Below are 22,647 nucleotides of genomic sequence, written 5' to 3'. Positions count from 1 at the left end.
TGCGCGACCTTCAGCGCCGTTATACCCGGACCCCAAGGAGGGACGCGCAGAGACTGGCTTTCCCCAGGATGACCATTGACAGGGTTCGCGTTCCAGGCAAGAGCCGCTTGGCAGGCGCAACAGGGCCCTACGCGGCTCACAAAAAAAGAGGCGCCGATGCGCCTCTTTCTTCAGCTAGGGCTTTCCATGGAAAGCCCTATGGCAAGCCTATTTCTGCTCGCGCTCGGCCTTGGCGGCCATCTCTTCAGAGTGCTCGTACCACAGGGCATTGATGATGCCGAATGCACAGGCCAGCAGCACTCCGAGAATCCAGGTAAAATACCACATAGTGTCGGCTCCTTAGTACAGAGAGTGCTTGTTGCTCTCAATGAATTCGCCGTTCAGGCGACCGAACATCTTGATGTAACTCCAGGTGGTGTAACCCAGAATCAGCGGCACAAAGATGCAGGCCACGGCGAACATGATGGTCAGGGTCATCTCGGAACTGGTGGCATCCCACATGGTGAGGGAGTGGCTCGGGTTCAGAGAGGACGGCATCACGAACGGGAACAGGGACACCGCCGCGGTCGCGATGATGGCCACCTGGTTCAGCGAGCTGGTGACAAAGGCCAGCCCGTTACGGTTGGCCAGGGTCATCGCTGCGGTCGCCAGCGGCATCAGCACAGCCAACAGAGGCAGCAGGTACAGCACCGGCATGGCGTTGTAGTTGTTGAACCAGGCACCGGACGCCACCTCAACGCTCTTCAGGGTGGGGTTGGAGGGACCGCTGTGATCCAGCGCGGAGGTCACCACATAGCCGTCGATGCCGGCATAGAGCCAGGTACCGGCGACCACGAACAGCGCGGCACAGAGTACAGCCACCAGTTGGGTCACCTTGCGTACCCGCTGGTACAGCTCACCCTCGGTCTTCATCCCCAGCCAGGTGCATCCCTGCAGGATGAAGGCGGTCACGCACAGCAGGCCCACCACCAGGGCGAAGGGGTTGAGCAGGCCGAAGAAGCTGCCACGATAGAAAACGCGCAGGTACTCGTCGTACTCGAAAGGCACCCCCTGAAGCAGGTTACCGAAGGCCACACCGATGATCAGCGGCGGAACCACACCGCCGATGAACAGACACCAGTCCCAGGTGTTGCGCCAGCGCGGGTCTTCGATCTTGGAGCGGTAGTCAAACCCGATGGGGCGGAAGAACAGGGCGAACAGCACCAGCACCATGGCGATGTAGAAGCCGGAGAAGGCCGCCGCATACACCAGGGGCCAGGCAGCAAACAGGGCGCCGCCGGCGGTCAGCAGCCACACCTGGTTGCCGTCCCAGTGGGGGGCGATGGAGTTGATCATCACCCGGCGTTCGCTGTCGCTCTTGCCTACGAAGGTCAGCAGGGCACCAACCCCCATGTCAAATCCATCGGTCACCGCAAAACCGATCATCAGCACGACAACCAGCAGCCACCAGATAGCGCGTAGAGTTTCGTAATCAAGCATGGCTTGCAGCCTCCTTGGCTTGTGCGCGGGCCTCTCGGGCCTTGGACAGTTTTGCCAGCAGACGGGCGTCTTCGGCAGCGTTTTCGGCGGACTCGAAGTGGTAGCGGCCGGTCTTCATGCTGCTGGGGCCCAGGCGGGCAAAGCGGAACATCAGGAACATCTCCACCACCAGGGCCACGGTATAGAAGCCACAGATGGCGATGATGGAGAAGATCAGATCACCGGCACTCAGGCTGGAGGTGGACATGGCGGTAGGCAGAATCTCCGCAATGGTCCAGGGCTGACGGCCATATTCGGCCACGAACCAGCCACACTGAATGGCGATCCAGGGGAAGGGCAGGATCAGCACCGCCGCCTTCAGCAACCAGGGCTTGTCCATCACCTGTTGCTTGGCACTCTGGATGAAGGAGAGACCGATGACGATCAGCATCACCATACCCAGACCCACCATCACCCGGAAGGTCCAGAACAGCGGGCCCACATTGGGGATGGAGTCCTCGACGGCCGCCTTGATCTGGGCTTCGCTGGCCTGATCGATCTCATTCAGATAACGCTTCAGCAGGAAGCCATAGCCCAGGTCAACCTTGCGCTGCTGGAACTCGGCGATCTCCTCATCGTTGGCAGAACCGTCACGCACCTTCTGCAACAAGGTGTAGGCCACCATGCCGTTGCGGATACGCGCTTCGTGCTCAGCCTTGATGTCCTTGATGCCCATCACCTGCTCATCCAGGGAGCGGGTAGCGATGATGCCCATCACGTAGGGGATCTTGACCGCAAAGTTGGTTTCCATGTTGTCGCTGTCTGGGATACCGAAGGCGGTAAAGGAGGCGGGTGCCGGATGGGTATCCCACTCGGCTTCCACCGCCGCCAGCTTCACCTTCTGCACGTCACCCATCTCATAGCCGGACTCGTCACCCAGGACGATAACGGACAGGATGGAGGCCATACCGAAGGCGGAGGCCACGTAGAAGGAGCGCTTGGCGAAGGCGATGTCTCGGCCCTTGAGCAGGTAGTAGGCGCTGATGGCCAGCACGAATACCGAACCGGTTACGTAACCGGACGCCACGGTGTGGACGAACTTCACCTGGGCGACGGGATTGAACAGCACATCGGCAAAGCTGGCCATCTCCATACGCATGGTGACGTAGTTGAACTCCGCACCTACCGGGTTCTGCATCCAGCCGTTGGCCACCAGGATCCACAGGGCGGACATGTTGGAGCCCAGGGCCACCAGCCAGGTTACCGCCAGGTGCTGACGCTTGGACAGGCGATCCCAGCCGAAGAAGAACAGGCCAATCAGAGTCGATTCAAGGAAGAACGCCATCAGGGCTTCGATGGCCAGCGGCGCCCCGAAGATGTCCCCGACGTAGTGGGAGTAGTAGGCCCAGTTGGTTCCGAACTGGAACTCCATGGTGATACCCGTAGTAACACCCAGGGCGAAGTTAATGGCAAAGAGCTTACCCCAGAACTTGGTCATATCCTTGTATACCTGCTTATCGGTCATCACATAGAGTGATTCCATGATCGCAAGCAGGAACGCCATGCCCAGGGTGAGGGGTACAAACAGGAAGTGATACATCGCGGTGAGTGCAAACTGCAATCGCGATAGATCGACAACTTCATCGACAATCATTGGTGTCTCCTTACGCCCGCCGTGCCGCCATTGCTGGCAACGTGATTCAGGAAAAAATTATTGGGAGCAGTACAACAAAAGTGCTGAGTTCGGCTTACCCAAGGGACACGGCTGCCCAGGGACATTGCGGGCCGTTGATGCCAGGGCTTACTCTCAGTCACCCCGTTTGGTCATCCGGCCGGCCCGGCTCCGCCGGGCATACACAACATTTCGTTAACTCAGCACTTTCTATTAGCGAACCTCCATTTATTCCCCCGCACCGGACAACAAAGAGAGATTGCGCTGGTATTTCTGCTAATTTTATATCATTCACCCAGAGCAACCCTCAATCCCTGCCAGAATCTCCTGATCACTTTTGGGAGCTGACTCACAATTATTGAGACTTAATAAAAAAGGCTTGCAGAACAACTAAATGTTAAAAAGGATGGAGTGATTTAAATTCAATATTAACCAGTCGGGAGGGGAGCGCTAACAACGCTCGAAGTATTTATATTATTTGTATTGCAATATCATGAGCCAGAAAATATTTCATTTAATAAAGTTCTTTATATACAACGACTAAGACCTGGATCACCTCAAAACCCCGCTGAGCCCCCACCAAACAATATATTAGATTAACTAATGCAGGGAGAGAGTTTTTCTCGCTTGTCGAACATCACCCCACCGCCTAATATAGTCACCGAAACGGCATTCCAAATATCGGAAATATGGCGTTTTAAATATGAAATTGTCCCAAATCTCAGTTTTTCGGAGGTACACATGAGTCTGCTCCTGAAGCGCATGACTAAGCTCTATCAACGTAGCTTCGTTGAGCTCTATCAACTGCGGGTCATGTGATCACCCTGGCGGCTGTTTCCACAGCGGCCTAAGCATCACCCTTCTTTGCATTAGCTAGATTGCATAGCTTGGCCGCCCCTCCGGGCGGCCTTTTTTTATGACTGGATGACGGGACACCGGATCCCTGGCGGTCGGCCACAGTTGTTGCCCGACCGGAGCCGAGCAGGGATCCGCCCAAGTTAGGTGCGGCCCAAGACCCGAAAGCTCGACGCCACCCTAGAGTGGCTCCCTGCCCGGCCCGCCTCCTTGATCCCAGACAACAAAGCCGGATAAGCCCATTCACCAGGGGGTTCGGCAGAAAAAAGCCCGGCGCAGGGCCGGGCTTGGAGAACCTGTCGCCGAGGTTAGCCCAGGGCCACCCTGGCATTGCGGAACATCCGCATCCAGGGGCTGTCCTCACCCCACTCATCCGGATGCCAGGAGTTGGCTACGGTGCGGAACACCCGCTCAGGGTGCGGCATCATGATGGTCACCCGGCCATCCGTGGTGGTCAGGCCGGTGATGCCGGCGGGCGAGCCGTTGGGGTTGGCAGGATAGGCGGTGGCGATCTGTCCCTGATGGTTCAGGTAACGCAGCGCCACCGTACCCGAGGTATCGGCTCCGTGGAACGCCTGCTGACTGGCAAACTCCGCCCGTCCCTCTCCGTGGGAAACGGCGATGGGCATGCGGGAACCGGCCATCCCCTGGAAGAACAGGCTGGGGCTCTGCTGGACCTCGACCAGGGAGAAGCGCGCCTCGAACCGCTCAGAGCGGTTTCGAACAAAGTGGGGCCAGTGTTCGGAGCCGGGGATGATGCTCTTCAGGTTGGAGAGCATCTGGCAACCGTTACATACCCCCAGGGCCAGGCTGTCAGCCCGCTCGAAGAAACCCTGGAACTGCTCCCGGGCGCGGGCGTTGAACAGGATGGATTTGGCCCACCCCTCTCCGGCTCCCAGCACGTCGCCGTAGGAGAAGCCGCCACAGGCCACCAGGCCCTGGAACTGCTCCAGGCTCAGTCGGCCCTCGAGGATGTCGCTCATGTGCACATCCACCGCATCGAAACCGGCACGATCGAAGGCGGCGGCCATCTCAACATGGGAGTTCACCCCCTGCTCGCGCAGGATGGCCATCTTGGGGGCGACCCCCTTGAGAATATGGGGCGCCGCCACGTCCTCGGCGGGATCGAAGCTCAGAGCCACCGACAGTCCGGGGTCCTCGGCATTGAGCTTGGCCTGGTGCTCCTCTTCGGCACACTGGGGATTGTCCCGCATCGACTGCATGCGGAAGGTGGTCTCGGCCCAGACACCGCGCAGCTCGGTGCGGCTCTCATCCACTACCGGCTCACCGTTACGGCGGAAGGTGAGGCGCTCGCCCTGGTGAACTGAGCCAATTACATGGCTGCAGGCCGCCAGGCCATGATCTTCCAGCACAGCGCGGACCTGGGCCAGGCGATCGTCGGCCACCTGGACCACCGCACCCAGTTCCTCGTTGAACAGCACCGCCAGATCGTCTCCGGCCAGGGCGGAAAGATCCACCTCCAGGCCCGCCTTGCCGGCAAAGGCCATCTCCGCCAGGGTGACAAACAGGCCGCCGTCCCCCTTGTCATGGTAGGCCAGCAGAGCCCGGTCGGCGATCAGGGCCTGGATGGCGTTGAAGAACCCCTTGAGCAGTTCAGGCTGGTCCACATCCGGCGCCTGGTTGCCCAGCTGGTTGTAGACCTGGGCGAGGGCTGACCCGCCCAGGCGCTGCCGGCCGTTGCCCAGATCGATGTAGAGCAGTGTGCTGTCACCCTTGTCCAGGCGCAGCTGCGGCGTCAGGGTATGACGGATATCCTCCACCCGGCCAAAGGCGGTGATCACCAGCGACAAGGGCGAGGTGACGCTCTTCTGTTGGCCCTGGTCCTCCCAGGCGGTCCTCATGGACATGGAGTCTTTGCCCACTGGGATGGTCAGGCCCAGGGCGGGACACAGCTCCTCGCCCACCGCCTTGACCGCCTCGTAGAGGCCGGCGTCCTCACCGGGGTGACCGGCGGCCGCCATCCAGTTGGCGGACAGCTTGATGTGGGCCAGGGAGCCGATATGGGCACAGGCGATGTTGGTCAGGGACTCACCCACCGCCATACGGGCGGAGGCGCCGTAGTTGATCAGGGCCAGGGGGGTGCGCTCGCCCATGGACATCGCCTCACCGTGGTAGCTGTCCAGGGCGGCGGCGGTCACCGCGCAGTCGGCCACCGGCACCTGCCAGGGACCCACCATCTGATCCCGGGCCACCAGGCCGGTCACCGAGCGGTCACCGATGGTAATCAGGAAGGTCTTCTCCGCCACCGCAGGCAGGCGCAGCACCCGGCGTACCGCCTCCTTGATCTCCACGGAACTGGTGTCCAGCGCCGGGGAGGCGCACTGGGAGGAGCTCACCTCTCGGTGCATCTTGGGCGCCTTGCCCAGCAACACCTCCATCGGCATGTCGATGGGGGTGTTGTCGAAGTGGCTGTCTTCCAGGACCAGCTGCATCTCCTCGGTGGCCTCACCGATCACCGCGTAGGGCGCGCGCTCACGACGGCAGATGGCGTCGAATCTGTCCAGATCTTCGGCGGCCACCGCCATCACATAACGCTCCTGAGACTCGTTGCACCAGATCTCCAGGGGCGACATGCCGGGCTCGTCGTTGGGCACATCCCGCAGACGGAAACGGCCGCCACGGCCGCCGTCATCCACCAGCTCAGGCATGGCGTTGGACAGGCCTCCGGCGCCGACGTCGTGAATAAAGGCGATGGGGTTGGCGTCACCCAGTTGCCAGCAGCGATCGATCACCTCCTGGCAGCGACGCTCGATCTCCGGGTTCTCCCGCTGTACCGAGGCAAAATCCAGATCCTCGGAGGACTGACCGGAGGCCATGGAGGAGGCGGCGCCCCCCCCCAGGCCAATGTTCATGGCGGGGCCACCCAGGACGATCAACTTGGCGCCGACGGGGATCTCGCCCTTCTGCACGTGATCCTCGCGAATGTTGCCCAGGCCACCGGCCAGCATGATTGGCTTGTGGTAGCCGCGCACCTCGGTGCCATTGAAGCTGGTCACCTCCTGCTCATAGGTACGGAAGTAGCCCAACAGGGCGGGACGGCCAAACTCGTTGTTGAAGGCGGCGCCGCCCAGTGGTCCCTCGAGCATGATCTCCAGCGGGGTGACGATGCGGTCCGGCTTGCCATAGGGCTGCTCCCAGGGCTGTTCGAAACCGGGAATGTTCAGGTTGGACACGGTGAAGCCGGTGAGACCCGCCTTGGGCTTGGAGCCCCGACCGGTGGCACCCTCGTCGCGGATCTCACCGCCGGAGCCGGTGGCAGCCCCAGGGTAGGGACTGATGGCGGTGGGGTGGTTGTGAGTCTCCACCTTCATCAGGATGTGCACCGGCTCCTGGTGATAGCGGTAGCTGCCGGCGTCATCAGGGAAGAAGCGACCCGCTTCCGAGCCCACCATCACCGCGGCGTTGTCCTTATAGGCGGAAAGGACGTTTTCCGGAGTTTGCTCGAAGGTGTTCTTGATCATCTTGAACAGAGACTTGGGCTGAGCCTCGCCGTCGATGGTCCAGTCGGCGTTGAAGATCTTGTGCCGGCAGTGCTCGGAGTTTGCCTGGGCAAACATGTAGAGCTCGATGTCATTGGGGTTGCGCCCCAGGCGGGTGAAGTTCTCCACCAGGTAATCGATTTCATCCTCGGCCAGGGCCAGCCCCATGCTGACGTTGGCCTGTGCCAGGGCGTCTCTGCCACCACCCAGAACGTCCACGGACTTCACTGCGGCGGGTTCGGCGGTGACAAACAGCGCCTCGGCGGCCTCGAAGCCATCCAGCACCGCCTCCACCATGCGGTCGTGGATCAGGTTCAGCAGCTGCTTCTGCTGCTCGCCGTCCAGCTCCCCCTCCAGGGTCAGGTACCAGGCAACGCCGCGCTCCAGGCGTTTAACCGCATCCAGGCCGCAGTTGTGGGCGATGTCGGTGGCCTTGGAGGACCAGGGTGAGATGGTGCCGGGGCGGGGAACCACCAGGAACAAGCGCCCTTGTGGCTCGTGCTGTTCCAGCCGGGGGCCATAGGTTAGAATCTGTTCAAGGTGTTGAGCTTGCTCAGGATTGAGCGGCGAAGCGAGGTGGGCAAAGTGGCAGTATTCCGCATAGAGATCGGACACGGGTAGATTCGCGTTCTGGCAAGCCGATAGCAGCTTGTGGACCCGAAACGCGGACAGCGCCGGCGCGCCGCGGAGGATCTTAATCACGGTATTTTTTACCTTATATAGTTTTGTGTAGGGCTCAATACCGGGAGCGAAATCCGAACCGGATCACAATTCCCGGCATCAAAGGTGGCGACATTATAGTGGAAAGGACGGTCGCAAAACAGTCTACAATGAGCGGAAGATGACGAACAATTCAGATGGATGCATAACCATGAGGGGTTTACTGGCGATTCTGCTGCTGACCCTGGCCGGGTGCCTTCCGCTGGAGTATCAGCAGCCACAGCGCACCGAGCCTGAATCGGAGACCAGCCGCCCGCTGCGGGTGGGGACTCTGTACGGGCCGACCACCTATGTGGTGGGCGCCGCCGGTGCCCAGGGGCTGGACTACGAGCTGGCCCTGGGTTTTGCCCTGCACCTGGGGCGCGAGCTGGAGGTTACCCCCTACGCCTCCTTGCCTGAGCTGTTCGACGACATGAGCCAGGGCAAACTGGATCTGATCGCCTCCAGCCTGACCGATACCCACCTCAACCGCAGTTTCTGGCGTTTTGGCCCCCCCATCTACCGCACCCGGGTGCAACTGGTCTACCGCCGGGGCCACCCCAAGCCCGATTCTCTGGCCCAACTCACCGAACCGCTGATGGTGATGGCCGGCTCCAATCATGCGGAGATGTTGGCGACGGAGCGGCGAACCCTGCCCGTCCTCAGTTGGGAGGAGACCACGAATTACGCCGCCCACGAGCTGCTCTCCATGGTCGCCTCGGGAGAGTTGGCCTATACCCTCTCCGACGACAAGACCCTGGCCGCCAGCCGGCGCCTGCACCCGGAACTGGCCGTAGCCTTCTCCCTGGGCACAGAGCAGGAGGTGGGCTGGGCCCTACCCGAAGTCGGCAGTCACAGGCTGCTCAGTGAACTGCTGGACTACTGGAACACGCTGAAGCAGGCAGGCACCCTGAAGCAGTTGGAGGAGAAATACTTCGGCCATGTGAAGCGCTTCGACTATGTAGACACCCGAGCCTTTATCCGGGCGGTGGAAACCAAGTTGCCCAAATACGAGTCCTGGTTCCGCGAACATGCCGGAGAGCTGGATTGGCGCCAGCTGGCTGCGGTGGCTTATCAGGAGTCTCACTGGAATCCCAAAGCCCGCTCTCCGACCGGGGTCCGAGGCCTGATGATGCTGACCCAGTCCACCGCGCGCCGGGTCGGCGTCACCGACCGGCTCAATCCGGAGCAAAGCATCCGCGGCGGCAGCGACTATCTGCACGACCTACTCAAGCGACTGCCCGCCTCCATCCCGCAACCGGAGCGGTTGTGGTTTGCCCTGGCGGCCTACAACATCGGCCTGGGCCATGTGGAGGATGCCAGGGTGATCGCCCAACGCCAGGGCCTCAACCCAAGCAGCTGGGCAGACGTCAAATCGATGCTGCCCAGACTCACCCAGAAACGCTACTACCAGAGTACCCGCTACGGATTCGCCCAGGGGGGCGTGGCCGCCCACTACGTGGATAACATCAAGCGCTACTACGATACCCTGGTGCTGCTGGAGACCCACCTTCCCCCCACCACGGGTGCCCCACTGGATCTGGCCAAGAGCCGAGAGTGATCTTGCGCCAACTTCCCAGAAGATCTCCGTTACCCATCCAGATTTTACGGGCCCCTGGGGTTGAATTTGCCCGAAGTCGTAGCTATCTCTTATATCAACCTGTAAATCAGAAGGTTGCCATTGAGAGCGTCATTCAACTCGCTCCAATGGCTCACTTTCGATTCAAAACGTGACGGCTTTGGTCGCCCTAATGGAGCCAAAGTCGCCACACACACTCAAAGCCGATGTCATCGAACTGCAAACAGATGAGGGTAGGGTCCAACTAGAGAAAAATAGGAGGAGAAAATAATGTTAAGAACTCCAGCACGTCGCCGCAAAGCCCTGAGCAGCCTGTCGGAGCGCAGGCGGGCACTGAGAAAACGCGACCATATGAAGATATTGCACCGCTCCAAAGCCTTCCTTCAGGAAGCGTCCCCGGAAGTCCTCTGAGCCTGTTTCAGGGCTTTCTTCTCTGCCCTGCGCCGCTTGAAAAAATCACTCAGCTGTTGTGCGCAGGGCTCAGCCAGCACCCCTTCAATCACCTCGATCTGGTGATTCAGCGCCGGGTGGCGTAGCAGGTCCATCACGCTGCCGGCGGCTCCGGTCTTGGGATCGGACGCCCCATACACCAGGGTTCCGACGCGGGCGTGCACCAGGGCCCCGGCACACATGGGACAAGGCTCCAAGGTGACGTAGAGGGTGGTGTCTAACTGGCGGTAGTTTTCCAACCTGGCTCCCGCCTGGCGCAGACACTGCATCTCGGCGTGAGCACTGGGATCATGATCGACGATGCTGCGGTTGTACCCCTCAGCCAGCACCTCACCATCCTTCACCAGCACCGCCCCCACAGGCACTTCGCCCAGGGCTTCCGCCTCGGCCGCCAGCGCCATGGCCCGGCGCATCCAGTGTTGATGTTGATCCAATTTCCCCCTCCCTCCATTCGCAAGTGACCGCATAGTTTACTTATCACCCCTTCTCTTTACTACCGCATTTCCAATGGCGTAATCAGGAAAGCATTTCAACTTGTTCACCGCAAACTATTAACAGATTCACGTTTTTCAATAACGAATCAAAACAAACACTTACACACCACAAATTTAACTTGATATTAGCAAATCTTAAGACATATCATCAGTTGTTAATTTAGGAAAAACTTAACAATAAAGGGCTAATGGATTATGTCCCCCACAGAGCCAGAGGATGCCACCACCTCCTCAGTGGTTATTGAAGCGCTGAGCTCCCCTCTTTCCACCCATTGGCAAAAGGCCAAATCCGGATTTCTGTACCTTATCGCCATGATGATCGGTTTTGGCAACTGGAACGATACAAAAGAGCTGTCTTACTCCATCTATCAGGGAATTCAAGCCAATTTCACTCATCATGTGGAAGAACAGCTTCTGGATCGAATTGATGTGGGGAACTACCTGGCCTATGTGGAGCAGGATCTAGGCTTTCCACAGGTAGTTAAACGCTCCAGGGTCGAAAAGGGACTGGAGTTTCGCTACTACAAGAAAAACAAGTTCCTGCTCACCCTGATAGTCGAGACAGGCAGGATCAGCGGATATCTGGTACAGACACTGGACTATCAGGGGCTGTACAGCCAGTTGTCGGCTTTCTCTCCAGTCATTCCCTTTAGCGATAAACAACTCAACCTGGGCACCTATTCCCAATCGAGCCCCGCAGCAGAAAAATATCAGTTGGATGACTTCAACCTCGTCTACTACATGGAGCCTTACCCCCTTGGGGCTAAAGGGATGTATGCAACCCTCTACCTGGGCACCGTAGAGTATGGCGTTAACCCCGGCGACCTGAGCGATCTGGTACGAGAGGTCGCCAAAAAGCAAACTCTAGGCGACCAAACCAACGAAGAGCTCACCCTCCTCAGGGACAGGTTGAAGCCCAATATGTATGGGATCGGCAGCGACAAGGGCGAGTTGATGGCAGAAGCCCTGCTTACCCGGTACGAATACAACACCTACTTTTAGCTGGAGCACACCAATGTCTATAAGGATAGCCGCCCTATTGCTGATCCTGACCGCCACCGCCTGCCGGGCCGCCCCCCCATCCTGGTACCTGGAACCACCGTCAGATTCTGACGAATACCTTTACGGTGTCGGAGCAGGAATAAACCTAGAGAATGCTCGGCATCAGGCACTGATGGATGTTACCAGCCGTCTTCAAGTCAAGGTTCAGGGAAGCCTGCAGACCCAGACCAGCGTCACCGATGATGTAGTAGCCACCAAAGCCAATCAGCTAGTACGAAGTGAAAGTACAGGAGTAACCCTGACGAACTATGAGCTGCATGATTCGGCGCACAGAGACGGGACTCACTACCAGCTAATTAGGGTGCAACGTACCGCCTTACTCAAGGGGCTGGGCCAGCAGCTCGCTCTGCTACTTCAAGAGTTTAACCGCCTCCGAACTCAGCAAGCCTCTCCCCTCGTTGAACTGCGAGAATTGTTTACCCGTCAACAAGATGCAGAATCGGCCCGAAGCCTGATTGCCATACTGCAGCAACAGCAACAGAATCTTCCCTCTTTGGAAGACCTCCATTGGTTTGAGCAACGCCTGTCGGACTCTAAAAAACACAGGGTGATAGCGCTCAAGCTGGAGCAAACCAGTGAGCAGACCCAAGAGTTTCTAAGCCAATGGCTCGGCGACGCCGGGTTTCAGAGCTCTGGCCCATCACCCTTGGCCACCCTTAAGTTCACCATACAACCCCAGCCTGCTCGAGAGATCTTTGGGCAGTTCCACGTCAGTCTGAAAGGCAAATTTATCGTTGAAGAACAGGGAAGGGTTCTGAATGTAAAACGGCTGTCTGCAACCGGAGTCTCCTCACTTAGCGGTGAGCAGGCGAAAGCGGTTGCGGAGCAGCAAATGCTTAACCAGATCGCCAAAGAAGATATCTGGAAGCTTTTACTTTCAATATAAATGATGATGATACAAGGAAAGTTATTATGACCTGCAGGAAACCAAACCTCACCATCGCCGTAATTGGTGCATTGATAATGACAGGCTGTGTTTCAACTGGCCCCAAAAGGGAGGAGATCACTTCACTTCCCAATATCCCCATCCAGGACACTGAATATATGCCAGCAAAACTTCTGGATTCCAGCCAAAAGAAAGTCATTGTCATGCCCACCAAAGTTTCGGCAACCGGAGTGAACCAGGCGGCCATTCAGAGCCAGATCCAGGGTCAAATCGAGAATGCCCTGGCTGGCGCCGGAATCTATGCCGTGGATCGGGAGTCGGCCAAAACCCTAAAAGAAGAGTTACTGCTGGCCGAGACCACAGGAAAACTCAACTACGATGGGCCCCATGTTGCAGATTTCGCCATCTTCAGCACTGTCACGACGGCCAGCATCAGTACCAAACAGACCGATGGCGGTACGGATCTGCTCACCGGCAAAGAGACCGGCCCGAAATGTGTTTACAACAGCAAAGTCTCAGGCCAGCTTCGCATCCTGTCCATTCCGGAGTTAAACCAGGTAAACACAGCAGAAATGAAGGGCACCGATTCCAGTGTCGAGGCCTTTTATGGTCATTGTTCTTTGACCAAGTCCAAGCACAGCGCACTCCTCTCCAATGCCTCAGGCGACGCGGTAGAACACGCACAGACGGAAATTCGTAATTCTCTGGCCCCAATGGGTTATGTTATCGAGCGCCGTGGTAATAAAAACGACAACGTCTTCCGTGTCTCTCTTGGGGCCGCCAGGGGAGCGAAAGAAGGCGACTCAGTCGAGATCAAGCGCAAAAAGATCACCGAGCTGGGTAATGGGGAAACCATTACTGAATTCGAAACCATTGCTTTCGGCAAATTCACTGGCGCTATCGAGCCAATGTTTTCCTGGATCGTGCTCAATAAAAAGGAAAAACTGGAGACTATCCGTCGTGGAGACCTGGTCAAGCTCAAGCACGAAGACAACATATTTGAGATGGCCGACAAGAGCACCAAAGATCTGCGTGAAATGTTTAACCTCTAAGAGAGCGAAACTATGAAGAAATTTTTACCTATACTCGCGATTGCTCTGGTAACGGGCTGCTCATCCACACCGGAACCTATTACCATGGCCTGCACCTTCCCCGACTCACCGGAGGTGGAGGCCCCCAGTTGGGTTTGTGATGAGGGCATAGACAACTACGCCCTGACGGCCGTGGGTTACGCCACGAAATCTGCCGCAGGCATCGGCTTCATGAAGGATGTCGCCAGTTCCGAAGCCCGGGTTCAGTTGGCCAAGACCTTCCAGTCAAACATCTCAGCCAAGCTTAATGATGCCGTTGTCGCCAATAACGTCGATGCCAGTGGTGAGATCAAGCAGCTGATTGAAAAGGCGGCTTCCAGCATCACTAAGCAGACCCTGTCAGGGGCCCGCATCATTAAGTCCCGGACCAGCCCTAGCGGCGCTCTCTATGTTCTTGTTGGTATGAGCAATGCGGACTATCAACGGACCATGCGAACCGCTCTGGAAGCCAGTAAGGATCGCGATTCCGAGCTATGGCAAAGGTTCAAGGAGGAGAAGGCAGATAAGGTGCTCAGTGCCCTGCTGGTGAACACCACCGCACTCTAACTGCTCAGGAGAAGCTCATGAAAAGAAGCAACGCGGCTGCCGGCAGCACCCTGCTGGCAGCAGTGTTGCTTGTGGGTCCGGCGCCAGCCTCTCAGGAGCTGGCGGAGTTTGAGGCCTTCAAGCAACAGACTATATCTGAGTTTGAACAATATAAGTCTGACTATCTTGATCAGTTTGATCGACGGCGTCAGGAGTTGATGAAACTCTGGGGTCGGCCGTTGCAAAGCGATGCCGATACCTACGTCGACTACAGCGACGATCTCACAAAACGCACTGTGGTAGATTTTGCCAATGATACCATCGAGATCAGTGTCATCCATGAACTGGGTTCTACAAACACACTGGAACAGGCGATCGCCCAGCTCCAGAAAATCTCTCAACCCGAAGACACGGCGGCAATACAAACAAAGGCTCCGCTGGTGCAGTTGTCAGTTTCAGCAGAAGAGTTGCTGAGGCAGGGTGCTCCAGAAAAAACACCTGTCTCCTACAGTATTCAGGCTGAGGAGGAACAGGAGAAGCTCATCAGCCAGCAGCATCAGCAAGCGCTGATAGCTCTGGAAAAGAGGGCAGACCTCGCCATTATGAATGGTTCGGACGAAACCAAGGTGGAGTTGCAACTGGACAGGGAGAAGAAAAAGGTCAAAGCCCATGAAGTGGATCGTCTGGCCCAGCTCAAAGCACAGTACAGCCAGCAGATGCGCCACGACCCAAGCGCCAAGGTAGTCACCACCTACAAGGTCACCCTCCCCAATAAGCGGATAGCCAGCCGGGCCGAGCCCTACCTGGCCGCAGTCAAATCAGAGTCTGAGCAGTGGCAAGTTGCACCAGAGCTTATCTTCGCCATCATAAAAGCGGAGAGCAGCTTTAACCCTAGAGCGAAATCTCATATTCCTGCTTTTGGACTGATGCAGATCGTACCGTCGAGTGCGGGAAAGGATGTCAATGACAAGTTGTTGAATCGCCACGGCAAGCCCAGTGAATATCAGTTGTTCCAACCCTCGGAGAACATTCGATATGGCACCGCCTATCTGCACCTGCTGTACGACAAATACCTTGCGAGAATCGAGGACCCTAGGGCCAGGTTATACTGCACCATAGCCGCTTATAATACCGGTCCGGGCAACGTGGCCAGGGCTTTCAACCCAGATAGGAGCAGAAACATCCTCAAAGCTGCACCAATCATCAACCAGTTGTCGCCAGTGGAGGTGTTCGACCGGCTACAGGGCTTCCTACCCTATGATGAAACAAAGGTTTACCTGGACAGGGTCGTCGGCTACCACGAAGAGTTTGCCACGCTTAAGGGGGAGATCTTATAACTGGGGGCAGCCCACCTCAGGCGGGCTGCCACAGCTCCACCTTGTTGCCTTCGGGGTCGATAAACCAGCCAAACTGACCATAGGACTCCTTGACGATCTCCCCCACCAGTTCGCCACCACCCGCCTCCACCTGACACAGCGCCCCGGCCAGGTCATCCACCACCAGGTTGAACATATAGGACCGGGCCGAGGGCTGGAAGTACTCGCTCTCCTCGGCGAACGGACACCAGACGGTCAGGCCATTTTCCGGCATGGCGCCGGGGGAGAAATCGGCGCCGTACTCGCCCACCTCCATCCCCAGGTGATCTCGATACCACTGCCCCAGCAATTTCGGGTTCTGGCTCTTGAAGAAGATGCCCCCCACTCCCAATACCTTGGCCATAGGCCCTCCCGGTGGCTGTCGATCGTAGGCGGTTAAGGCGCATCACCATAGAACGAGTGGCTGAGCACCGCCGATCGGCCGCCGCTAATTCCAACGAAACCATCTGGCCCCGATGAAGATCGCCACGGCGGAGATGGAGACCAGGGCCAGCCAGTGGGGCAACAGCTCAGCGACCCCGGCACCGTCAATAATAATGGCACGGCTGGCGGCGTTGAGGTGGGACAGCGGCAACAGGTTGGCCAGTCCCCGGATCCAGGGGGCGGTGCCCTCCAGGGAGAACCAGACGCCGGAGAGGAACATCATCGGCCAGGCGATCAGGTTCAACACCCCGTTGCCGAACTCCTCAGAGCGGGTCCGGCACGCCACCAGCAGGCCGACGCTCACCAGGGAGAGCGCCCCCAGCAGCGCCGTCACCAACAGCAGCAGCAGGCTGCCGTTGATGGGAATGGAGAACATCAGGGTACAGGCGGCGAACACCAGGGTAGCGGTGGCCATCATCAGGATCATCCTGCTGCAGATCTGGGACAGGATGAAGATCCAGGGCTTCATCGGGGTGGCCTGGTAGCGTTTGAGCACGCCGTTTTTTCTATATCTGACGATGACATAACCCACACCGTAGAGGCCGGAGAACATCATATTCATGCCGATCACCCCGGGCATCAGCCAGTCGATGTAGCGCACCGCTTCCCCCTGAACCTGGGTGGCGGGCAGCGGCCCCACCTCCGCCTTGAGGATACGCTCCGCCAGGTAGCCCTTCATGGAGTCGGGGTTGACCACATAACCCTGTTCGGTCAGCAACAGGTCCAGCTGGTGCCGCCCAACCTTGATCCGCGCCAACCGCTCATCCTCGTAGCCAATCAGCTGCAGGTAGCGGGTCTGCCTCAGCGCCTCCAGGTAGACTGGCTCCCCGACCACCCCAAGCTTGTACTCGGGTTTGTCGGTGTCGGAGAAGGCGATGCCAAAGCCGACGATCAGCATCAGGGGAAACATCAGGCTCCAGCCCAGGGCGGAACGATCCCGGACAAACTCCAGGTTCCGGGCGTGGATCAGTGCCAGCAGGCTCCTCATGGTCAGCTCCTCAGTTGATGGCCGGTAAGTTTCAGGAACAGATCCTCCAGATTGGGGCGGCGGACGTTGAGCCCGGTCAGATCCACCCGGCGCCGCTGCAGCTCGGTCAGCACCTGGTTGACGTCGTCGGTGTGGTACTCCTGGCGGCCGTTGCGCACCACCCAGGGGCGGGTCCACTGCCCCCCCAGGGACAGGTCGGCGGGCAGGCTGACCAGGCGGGCGCGGAACTCCTGCTCGATCAACCGCGCCGGCGTGTCCTGGCGCAGTACCCGGCCATGATCCATGATGGCGATGCGGTCACACAGCTGCTCCGCCTCATCCATGTAGTGAGTGGTCAGCAGGATGGTGGTGCCAGTGCTGCGGATGTCACGGATCAGTTGCCAGAAGTTGTGCCTGGCCTGGGGATCCAGGCCGGTGGTGGGCTCATCGAGAAACAGCAACCTGGGCCGGTTGAGCAACGCCAGCGCCAGCAGCAGCCGCTGCCGCTGTCCCCCTGATAGGGTACTGTGACGCTGTGGCAACAGCGCCTCCAGGCGACAGATCCGCACCAGCTCAGCGCTGTCCATGGTGTGACGATAGAGGCTGGAAAACAGGGTCAGGCAGTCGTTGACCGACAGGTACTCAGGCAGGGCGGTGGCCTGAAACTGAATGCCGATCTGCTGGCGGTAGTCCCCCTTAAGGGGCTCGCCATCGAATAGAATCTCGCCGGATGTGGGCGGCAAAATACCCTCCAGCATCTCCAGTGTGGTGGACTTTCCGGCGCCATTTGGCCCCAGCAACCCGAAGCACTCCCCCTCCTCCAGGGCCAGGCTCAGCTGATCTACCGCGACCAGATCACCAAAGCGCTTCACCAAGTTTTGCGCCTGCAGCACTATTGCCGGATTTTGTACCCTGCCTCTCTCCTGCACAAGCCGCTCCTTGACTTCCTTTTTCCCAAAGGCATTAAATGCAGAAAAACGGCCGGCTTGCAATGGACCCGGTTTCAGGGCGTGGTGGGCAGGAGCACCAAAAGCGGGCCGCAGTGGGCCAAACCTGTGTGCTAAACCGGCTTGGCCGGTGTGATAAAGAAAAGAGGCTCACCGAAGTGAGCCAAACGTGTGTGCTAACTACACGAGAAGATGGATGACCGGGTCTCCCCCTTGTGTGCAGGGGAGGCGTCCCACAGAGCCAGGGATGGAGACTCTGTATCGGGAGGCGGGGGCTGTGGCCGCCGCCCGGTGCGTCTTTGCACCGGCACGTCATTCGGACCCGGTCAACTGCCCCTTAGTCGAGCATGTATACGGTCATGGAGCAGGCACCGTGGGCGCCGATCACCAGGGCCTGTTCGATATCGGCGGTCTTGGAGGGACCGGCGATAAAGGCACCATGCTGACCAGACTCCAGTTTTACCCGCTTAACCACTTCATGCATGTTGGCAACCAGGGTGTCCGCCTTGACCACCACCGCCAGATTCTCGGTGATGTAGGGCAGTACGCGGTGGCCACTGGCGGTTTCGCGAACAAACACCGCGCCATTCTCGGCCACGGCGGCCTCGGCGTCGATCAGCGCCAGGTCCAGGTCGTGCAGATCGTGGGGATCGGCGTCCAGTTCGCGGTTGCCGGTCAGGCCCTCGACACGGCAGATCACCTTCTGGTTGTCGGCCATCGCCTTGTCCAGCTGCGCCTGCACTTCACTCAGGTCCTTAACACGAACCAGGGTTCCGCCCACCTTGGCCAGGTTGGCTTCATACTGGCCCATCAGGTCTTCGTTGTTGGGCTCGATGGTGATCGAAGGCATAGGCGCATCGGGCAGGTTGCACTTATCCAATGCGGCGAAGATTGCGTCACGGCTAGACATTACTTGTTCTCCCGGTTTTTCTTGAACCACGCTTCGAAGGAGCCGGTCTTAGGTGCTTTAGGCAGTTCACGGTGTTTGGTCCAATCCATGCCGAAGGGCTTCATCAGTGCATCGGGCAGGATCCGCAGGGCGGTACGGGCACTGGCCATACCCAGGTTGAGCATGGTCTCGCTGGCCATGAACTTACCAACCCAAGGCATGTAGCCGCTCTTGCCGTAGGGCAGCTTGCCCTGATCGGCGTGGATGCGACGCCATTTGAAGATGATCTTGTCCAGAGGCACCTTGGTGGGGCAAACCTGAGTACAGGAACCGCACAGGGAGCAGGCCCAGGCCAGGGAGTGGGTCTCGTCGTCACCGGCACTGACTGCGATACCGATAGGACCGGGAATCAGGGCGTTGTAGCTGAAGCCACTGGAGCGACGGTATACGGGGCAGGTGTTCAGGCAGCCGCCGCAACGAATACACTTGTAGGCTTCCGCCAACAACTCATCCTGGAACAGCTTGGTGCGACCGTTGTCCACCAGCACCACGTGCATCTCGCCGCCCTGCTTGGGGCCCTTGTAGAGGGTGGTGTAGGAGGTGATGGGCTGGCCGGTGGCGTTACGGGCCAGGGTACGGGACAGCACGCTGGCCGCGTCCATGTTGGGTACGATCTTGTCGATGCCCATGCAGTGGATCTGAACCTTAGGCAGGTTCACACCCATGTCGGCGTTGCCTTCGTTAGTGGCGATGGCGACGGCGCCCTCGCTGGCGATCGCCATGTTCACCCCGGTCAGGCCGGCGTCCGCTTCCAGGAACTTCTGACGCAGGTGCGCACGGGCCTGTTTGGTCAGGTAGGTCGGGCAGGAAGCGCCCTTCTCGGACCCGATCTTGCGGTGGAACAGCTCGCCAACCTCCTCCTTCTTCAGGTGGATGGCCGGCACCACGATGTGGCTGGGCGGCTGCTCGTTCAGCTGGATGATGCGCTCACCCAGGTCGGTGTCGATCACGTCGATGCCGCGCTCGATCAGGTAGGGGTTCAGGTGACACTCCTCAGTCAACATCGACTTGGACTTCACCAGGTTCTTTACATTGTGCTTGGACAGGATGCCATGCACGATCTCGTTGTGCTCCTTGGCGTCTTTCGCCCAGTGCACCACGATGCCGTTCTTCTTACAGTTGGCCTCAAACTCGGTCAGGTAGTGCTTGAGGTTCGCCAGAGTGTGCAGCTTGTACTCGGAACCCAGTTGCTTGAGCTCCTCCCACTCGGGCTGGGATTCTGCCGCCAGGTCACGCTTGTGACGCAGGTTCCACAGTGCCTTGTCGTGCCAATTAACGCGCTCGACGTCGCGGTTAAACTTCTCAGCCGCACTGGCGTGAGACTCGATTCCACCAATCAATGCCATGATCGTCGCTCCTTACAGTGCCTGGTTGAGCAGTTCTGCGATGTGCAGAGTTTCCACGGGGTGCCCCTCGCGACGGATAACGCCGTCCAGGTGCAAAAGACAGGATGGGTCGAAGCCCACCACGTAGCGAGCGCCGGTGTTGGCGTGCGCCTGGGCCTTGTCTTTACCCATTTTCCCGGACACTGCCCCCTCGTCCAGGGCAAAGGTGCCGCCGAAGCCACAACATTCGTCCTGGCGATCGGGATAGACGATATCGATCCCTTCGATACGGGACAGCAGGGCTTCCACCTTGTTGTAACGGCCGCTGCCCTTAATCTCGGAGGGGGTGGCCAGGTCCAGCATGCGGATACCGTGGCAGGACATCTGCAGGCTGATCTTGTGGTTAAAGGGCTTGTTGAAGCGCTCCAGACCGTGAATGTCGTGCAGGAACTCGGTCAGCTCCTTCAGTTTGCCGATCACAGCGGTGGCTTCCGGGCTGCAGTCGAACTCGTGGAAGTTTTCCTTGGCGGCGATCATGCAGGAAGCGGCAGGACAGACGATGTAGTCACAGTCGATGCCTTTGAAGGCGTTCAACAGTTTCAGCGTGGTTTTTTTCGCATCCTCGAAGCAACCGGAGTTGGTCATAGGTTGACCGCAGCAGGTCTGCCCCTCGGGGAGGATGACCTGATGCCCCAGCTTCTCAAGAAGCTCTACCGTGGCGATGCCCACATTGGGTGTCATGTGGTTCACCAGGCAAGGGATGAACAAGGCGATTTTCATTATATTCTCCGCTGTGTGTGTGTCGGCAGTTTTGGCGGAGTCTAAAGGTGGCCCCCTGGACAGACTGTGACCCAGGTATCACTTATCGGCGGGCTGACCCCGGTTAACACAATGTAAAATCCGCGTCACATTTAAGAAAGAAACCACAAAAAATTACATTTGCGGATCATTTGAAGGAGTACGAATTCACACGACCTTAACACCAGGGAAATTGGTTTGACCAAGCGCCCGGCCGATTTCACCCAAACCCAACCTCTCATCAACAACTGATCAACATCCAGGCGGCCATTTTTCGGCCAATAGTGCGATCAGGATCACACAATAATAGCAGATGAACGACTGGCTTTACCGAAGCGGATTTGACGCGGATTTTTATCGGGTCAATTTGTCCCAAAAGGGGTTCGAGGCACGTTTCTGCGCCGGCAATCGGCACCGGTTACCATCGGCAAGATCACGGCAATTCGCCGGGAAGATCGCCAGAAGTTGGCGCCACGGACGGACAGAGGGCGGCAGGGTCGCAACGAACAAGGCCTCCCGATGGGAGGCCTCTGGCAGGAGGGGACCCGGCCTCAGGGCAGAGTCAGTTGCATGTCGCCGGTCACCTTGGAGGCACAGGCCAGGAAATAGCCCTGAGCCAGCTCTTGGGGCGTCAGCGGGCCAACGGCGGTCCGCTCCAGCTTGTCATCCTCTCCTTTGCACTTGCAGCTGCCGCAGACACCGGCCCGGCAGGCAGCGAAGATGGGCAGACCCTGCGCCTCCAGCGCCTCCAGAACCGTCTGTGCGCCATCGATGCTGACAGACTTGTCACCGACCGACAGGGTGTGCCCGGCGCCCTCTGAGGCGGGTACAGCACCATTATCGCCCGAGAGGGGGGCAAAGGCCTCGTGAAACACCCGAGCGGGATCCACTCCCAGGGCAGCGAACCATCCATGGGCCGCATCCATGTAGCCCTGTGGCCCACACATCAGGATGGTGCGCTCCCGCAGATCGGTGGCCAGGGAGAGCAGCATGCGCGCATCCAGCAGGCCTTCATGCTGGCCGGATTCGGCGTCTTCCGACACCACCCAGCACAGCTTGAGGTTGCTGTGGTCCCGGGCCAGCTGCTCCAGCTGGCCCGGGAAGATGCGATCCGCCGGGGTGCGGGCGCTGTGGACAAAGATGATGTCCGCCTCGGGATCCGCCAGCAGCCGGGCCCTGAGCATGGAGTAAACCGGGGTGATGCCGCAGCCGGCGCTGAGCATCAGCAGCTTGCCCTCACGGGCGTGCTGGAAGTGGAACTCTCCCCCGGCCGCCAGGCTCCGGAAACGATCCCCCACCTTGGCGTTATCCGCCAAGTGGTTGGAGATCAGCCCACCACTGACCCGCTTGATGGTCAGGGCGTAGCGGCGATCCCCGGGGATGGAGGCCAGGCTGTAACAGCGGCTGTAGTTCTGGCCGTCGATCTCCACCTGAAGCGGCAGGAACTGGCCAGGGATAAACTCGATGGGCTGGTCCGACTCGAACAGGTAGGTGTTCACGTCGTGGGTTTCCGCCCGGATCTCAGTGCAGGTCAGCTGCATCGGTACCTCTCCTGTAGAAAGAAAGGGGAGCTACGCTCCCCTTGGCCTTA

18 protein-coding genes are annotated in these 22,647 nt (G+C 58.8%); 6 read left to right on the top strand and 12 right to left on the bottom strand.

What is annotated here, in order from left to right:
• Nucleotides 1-207: 207 nt before the first annotated feature.
• The 4 genes from cydX to purL form a co-directional block, all read right to left on the bottom strand.
• Nucleotides 208-327, bottom strand: a complete 120-nt coding sequence (cydX, locus tag FCL40_RS03305; RefSeq protein ID WP_028110896.1) for a cytochrome bd-I oxidase subunit CydX — start codon at nucleotides 325-327, stop codon at nucleotides 208-210.
• Between the two features lie 12 nt (nucleotides 328-339).
• Nucleotides 340-1,479 carry a cytochrome d ubiquinol oxidase subunit II gene (gene cydB / locus FCL40_RS03300; RefSeq protein WP_136851307.1) on the bottom strand — a complete coding sequence of 380 codons (1,140 nt, stop codon included), beginning with the start codon at nucleotides 1,477-1,479 and terminating at the stop codon, nucleotides 340-342.
• Complete coding sequence (locus FCL40_RS03295) at nucleotides 1,472-3,112, bottom strand: cytochrome ubiquinol oxidase subunit I (RefSeq protein WP_136851305.1); 1,641 nt, start codon at nucleotides 3,110-3,112, stop codon at nucleotides 1,472-1,474. The genes cydB and FCL40_RS03295 overlap by 8 nt, the downstream gene beginning before the upstream one ends.
• Before the next feature lie 1,181 nt (nucleotides 3,113-4,293).
• Nucleotides 4,294-8,184 carry a phosphoribosylformylglycinamidine synthase gene (gene purL / locus FCL40_RS03290; protein ID WP_136851384.1) on the bottom strand — a complete coding sequence of 1,297 codons (3,891 nt, stop codon included), beginning with the start codon at nucleotides 8,182-8,184 and terminating at the stop codon, nucleotides 4,294-4,296.
• Nucleotides 8,185-8,356: 172 nt separating this feature from the next.
• Here purL and mltF point away from each other — a divergent pair, with 172 nt between their 5' ends.
• On the top strand, nucleotides 8,357-9,745 hold the full coding sequence (mltF, locus tag FCL40_RS03285) for a membrane-bound lytic murein transglycosylase MltF (RefSeq protein ID WP_136851304.1): 1,389 nt from the start codon (nucleotides 8,357-8,359) through the stop codon (nucleotides 9,743-9,745).
• A 401-nt stretch (nucleotides 9,746-10,146) separates the two neighbouring features.
• Here the strand turns inward: mltF and tadA are convergent, their stop codons facing one another.
• Nucleotides 10,147-10,680, bottom strand: a complete 534-nt coding sequence (gene tadA, locus FCL40_RS03280) for a tRNA adenosine(34) deaminase TadA (protein ID WP_136851302.1) — start codon at nucleotides 10,678-10,680, stop codon at nucleotides 10,147-10,149.
• A gap of 222 nt (nucleotides 10,681-10,902) precedes the next feature.
• Here tadA and FCL40_RS03275 point away from each other — a divergent pair, with 222 nt between their 5' ends.
• The 5 genes from FCL40_RS03275 to FCL40_RS03255 are packed head-to-tail and all read left to right on the top strand — an operon-like array spanning nucleotide 10,903 to nucleotide 15,608.
• A complete protein-coding gene (locus tag FCL40_RS03275; RefSeq protein WP_136851300.1) occupies nucleotides 10,903-11,709 on the top strand; it encodes an ETEC_3214 domain-containing protein in 807 nt (268 codons plus the stop codon).
• A 37-nt stretch (nucleotides 11,710-11,746) separates the two neighbouring features.
• On the top strand, nucleotides 11,747-12,655 hold the full coding sequence (locus FCL40_RS03270) for an LPP20 family lipoprotein (RefSeq protein ID WP_169306982.1): 909 nt from the start codon (nucleotides 11,747-11,749) through the stop codon (nucleotides 12,653-12,655).
• Nucleotides 12,656-12,681: 26 nt separating this feature from the next.
• Nucleotides 12,682-13,707, top strand: coding sequence for a hypothetical protein (locus tag FCL40_RS03265; RefSeq protein WP_136851296.1), 1,026 nt, complete (start codon nucleotides 12,682-12,684; stop codon nucleotides 13,705-13,707).
• Between the two features lie 12 nt (nucleotides 13,708-13,719).
• The gene (locus FCL40_RS03260; RefSeq protein ID WP_136851294.1) at nucleotides 13,720-14,292 is read left to right on the top strand and encodes an LPP20 family lipoprotein; all 573 of its coding nucleotides are present in this window, start codon (nucleotides 13,720-13,722) and stop codon (nucleotides 14,290-14,292) included.
• 17 nt (nucleotides 14,293-14,309) lie between these two features.
• Entirely contained in the window at nucleotides 14,310-15,608 is a 1,299-nt protein-coding gene (locus FCL40_RS03255; protein ID WP_136851292.1) for a transglycosylase SLT domain-containing protein, read from the top strand.
• A 16-nt stretch (nucleotides 15,609-15,624) separates the two neighbouring features.
• Here FCL40_RS03255 and FCL40_RS03250 read toward each other — a convergent pair whose 3' ends face one another.
• The 7 genes from FCL40_RS03250 to FCL40_RS03220 form a co-directional block, all read right to left on the bottom strand.
• On the bottom strand, nucleotides 15,625-15,990 hold the full coding sequence (locus FCL40_RS03250) for a VOC family protein (protein WP_136851290.1): 366 nt from the start codon (nucleotides 15,988-15,990) through the stop codon (nucleotides 15,625-15,627).
• 84 nt (nucleotides 15,991-16,074) lie between these two features.
• Entirely contained in the window at nucleotides 16,075-17,058 is a 984-nt protein-coding gene (locus FCL40_RS03245; protein ID WP_136851288.1) for an ABC transporter permease, read from the bottom strand.
• A 2-nt stretch (nucleotides 17,059-17,060) separates the two neighbouring features.
• Nucleotides 17,061-17,966, bottom strand: a complete 906-nt coding sequence (locus tag FCL40_RS03240; protein ID WP_136851286.1) for an ABC transporter ATP-binding protein — start codon at nucleotides 17,964-17,966, stop codon at nucleotides 17,061-17,063.
• A 355-nt stretch (nucleotides 17,967-18,321) separates the two neighbouring features.
• A complete protein-coding gene (locus FCL40_RS03235; RefSeq protein ID WP_136851284.1) occupies nucleotides 18,322-18,894 on the bottom strand; it encodes a LutC/YkgG family protein in 573 nt (190 codons plus the stop codon).
• The gene (locus FCL40_RS03230; protein ID WP_136851282.1) at nucleotides 18,894-20,279 is read right to left on the bottom strand and encodes a lactate utilization protein B; all 1,386 of its coding nucleotides are present in this window, start codon (nucleotides 20,277-20,279) and stop codon (nucleotides 18,894-18,896) included. The genes FCL40_RS03235 and FCL40_RS03230 overlap by 1 nt, the downstream gene beginning before the upstream one ends.
• A 12-nt stretch (nucleotides 20,280-20,291) precedes the next feature.
• Nucleotides 20,292-21,038, bottom strand: coding sequence for a (Fe-S)-binding protein (locus FCL40_RS03225; protein WP_136851280.1), 747 nt, complete (start codon nucleotides 21,036-21,038; stop codon nucleotides 20,292-20,294).
• A gap of 569 nt (nucleotides 21,039-21,607) precedes the next feature.
• A complete protein-coding gene (locus tag FCL40_RS03220) occupies nucleotides 21,608-22,597 on the bottom strand; it encodes a hybrid-cluster NAD(P)-dependent oxidoreductase (RefSeq protein ID WP_136851278.1) in 990 nt (329 codons plus the stop codon).
• Nucleotides 22,598-22,647: the final 50 nt, after the last annotated feature.

The sequence above is a fragment of the Ferrimonas sediminicola genome (assembly GCF_005116715.1).
GTDB classification, from domain to species: Bacteria; Pseudomonadota; Gammaproteobacteria; order Enterobacterales; family Shewanellaceae; genus Ferrimonas; species Ferrimonas sediminicola.
This window is presented reverse-complemented; position numbering and strand designations above follow the sequence as displayed.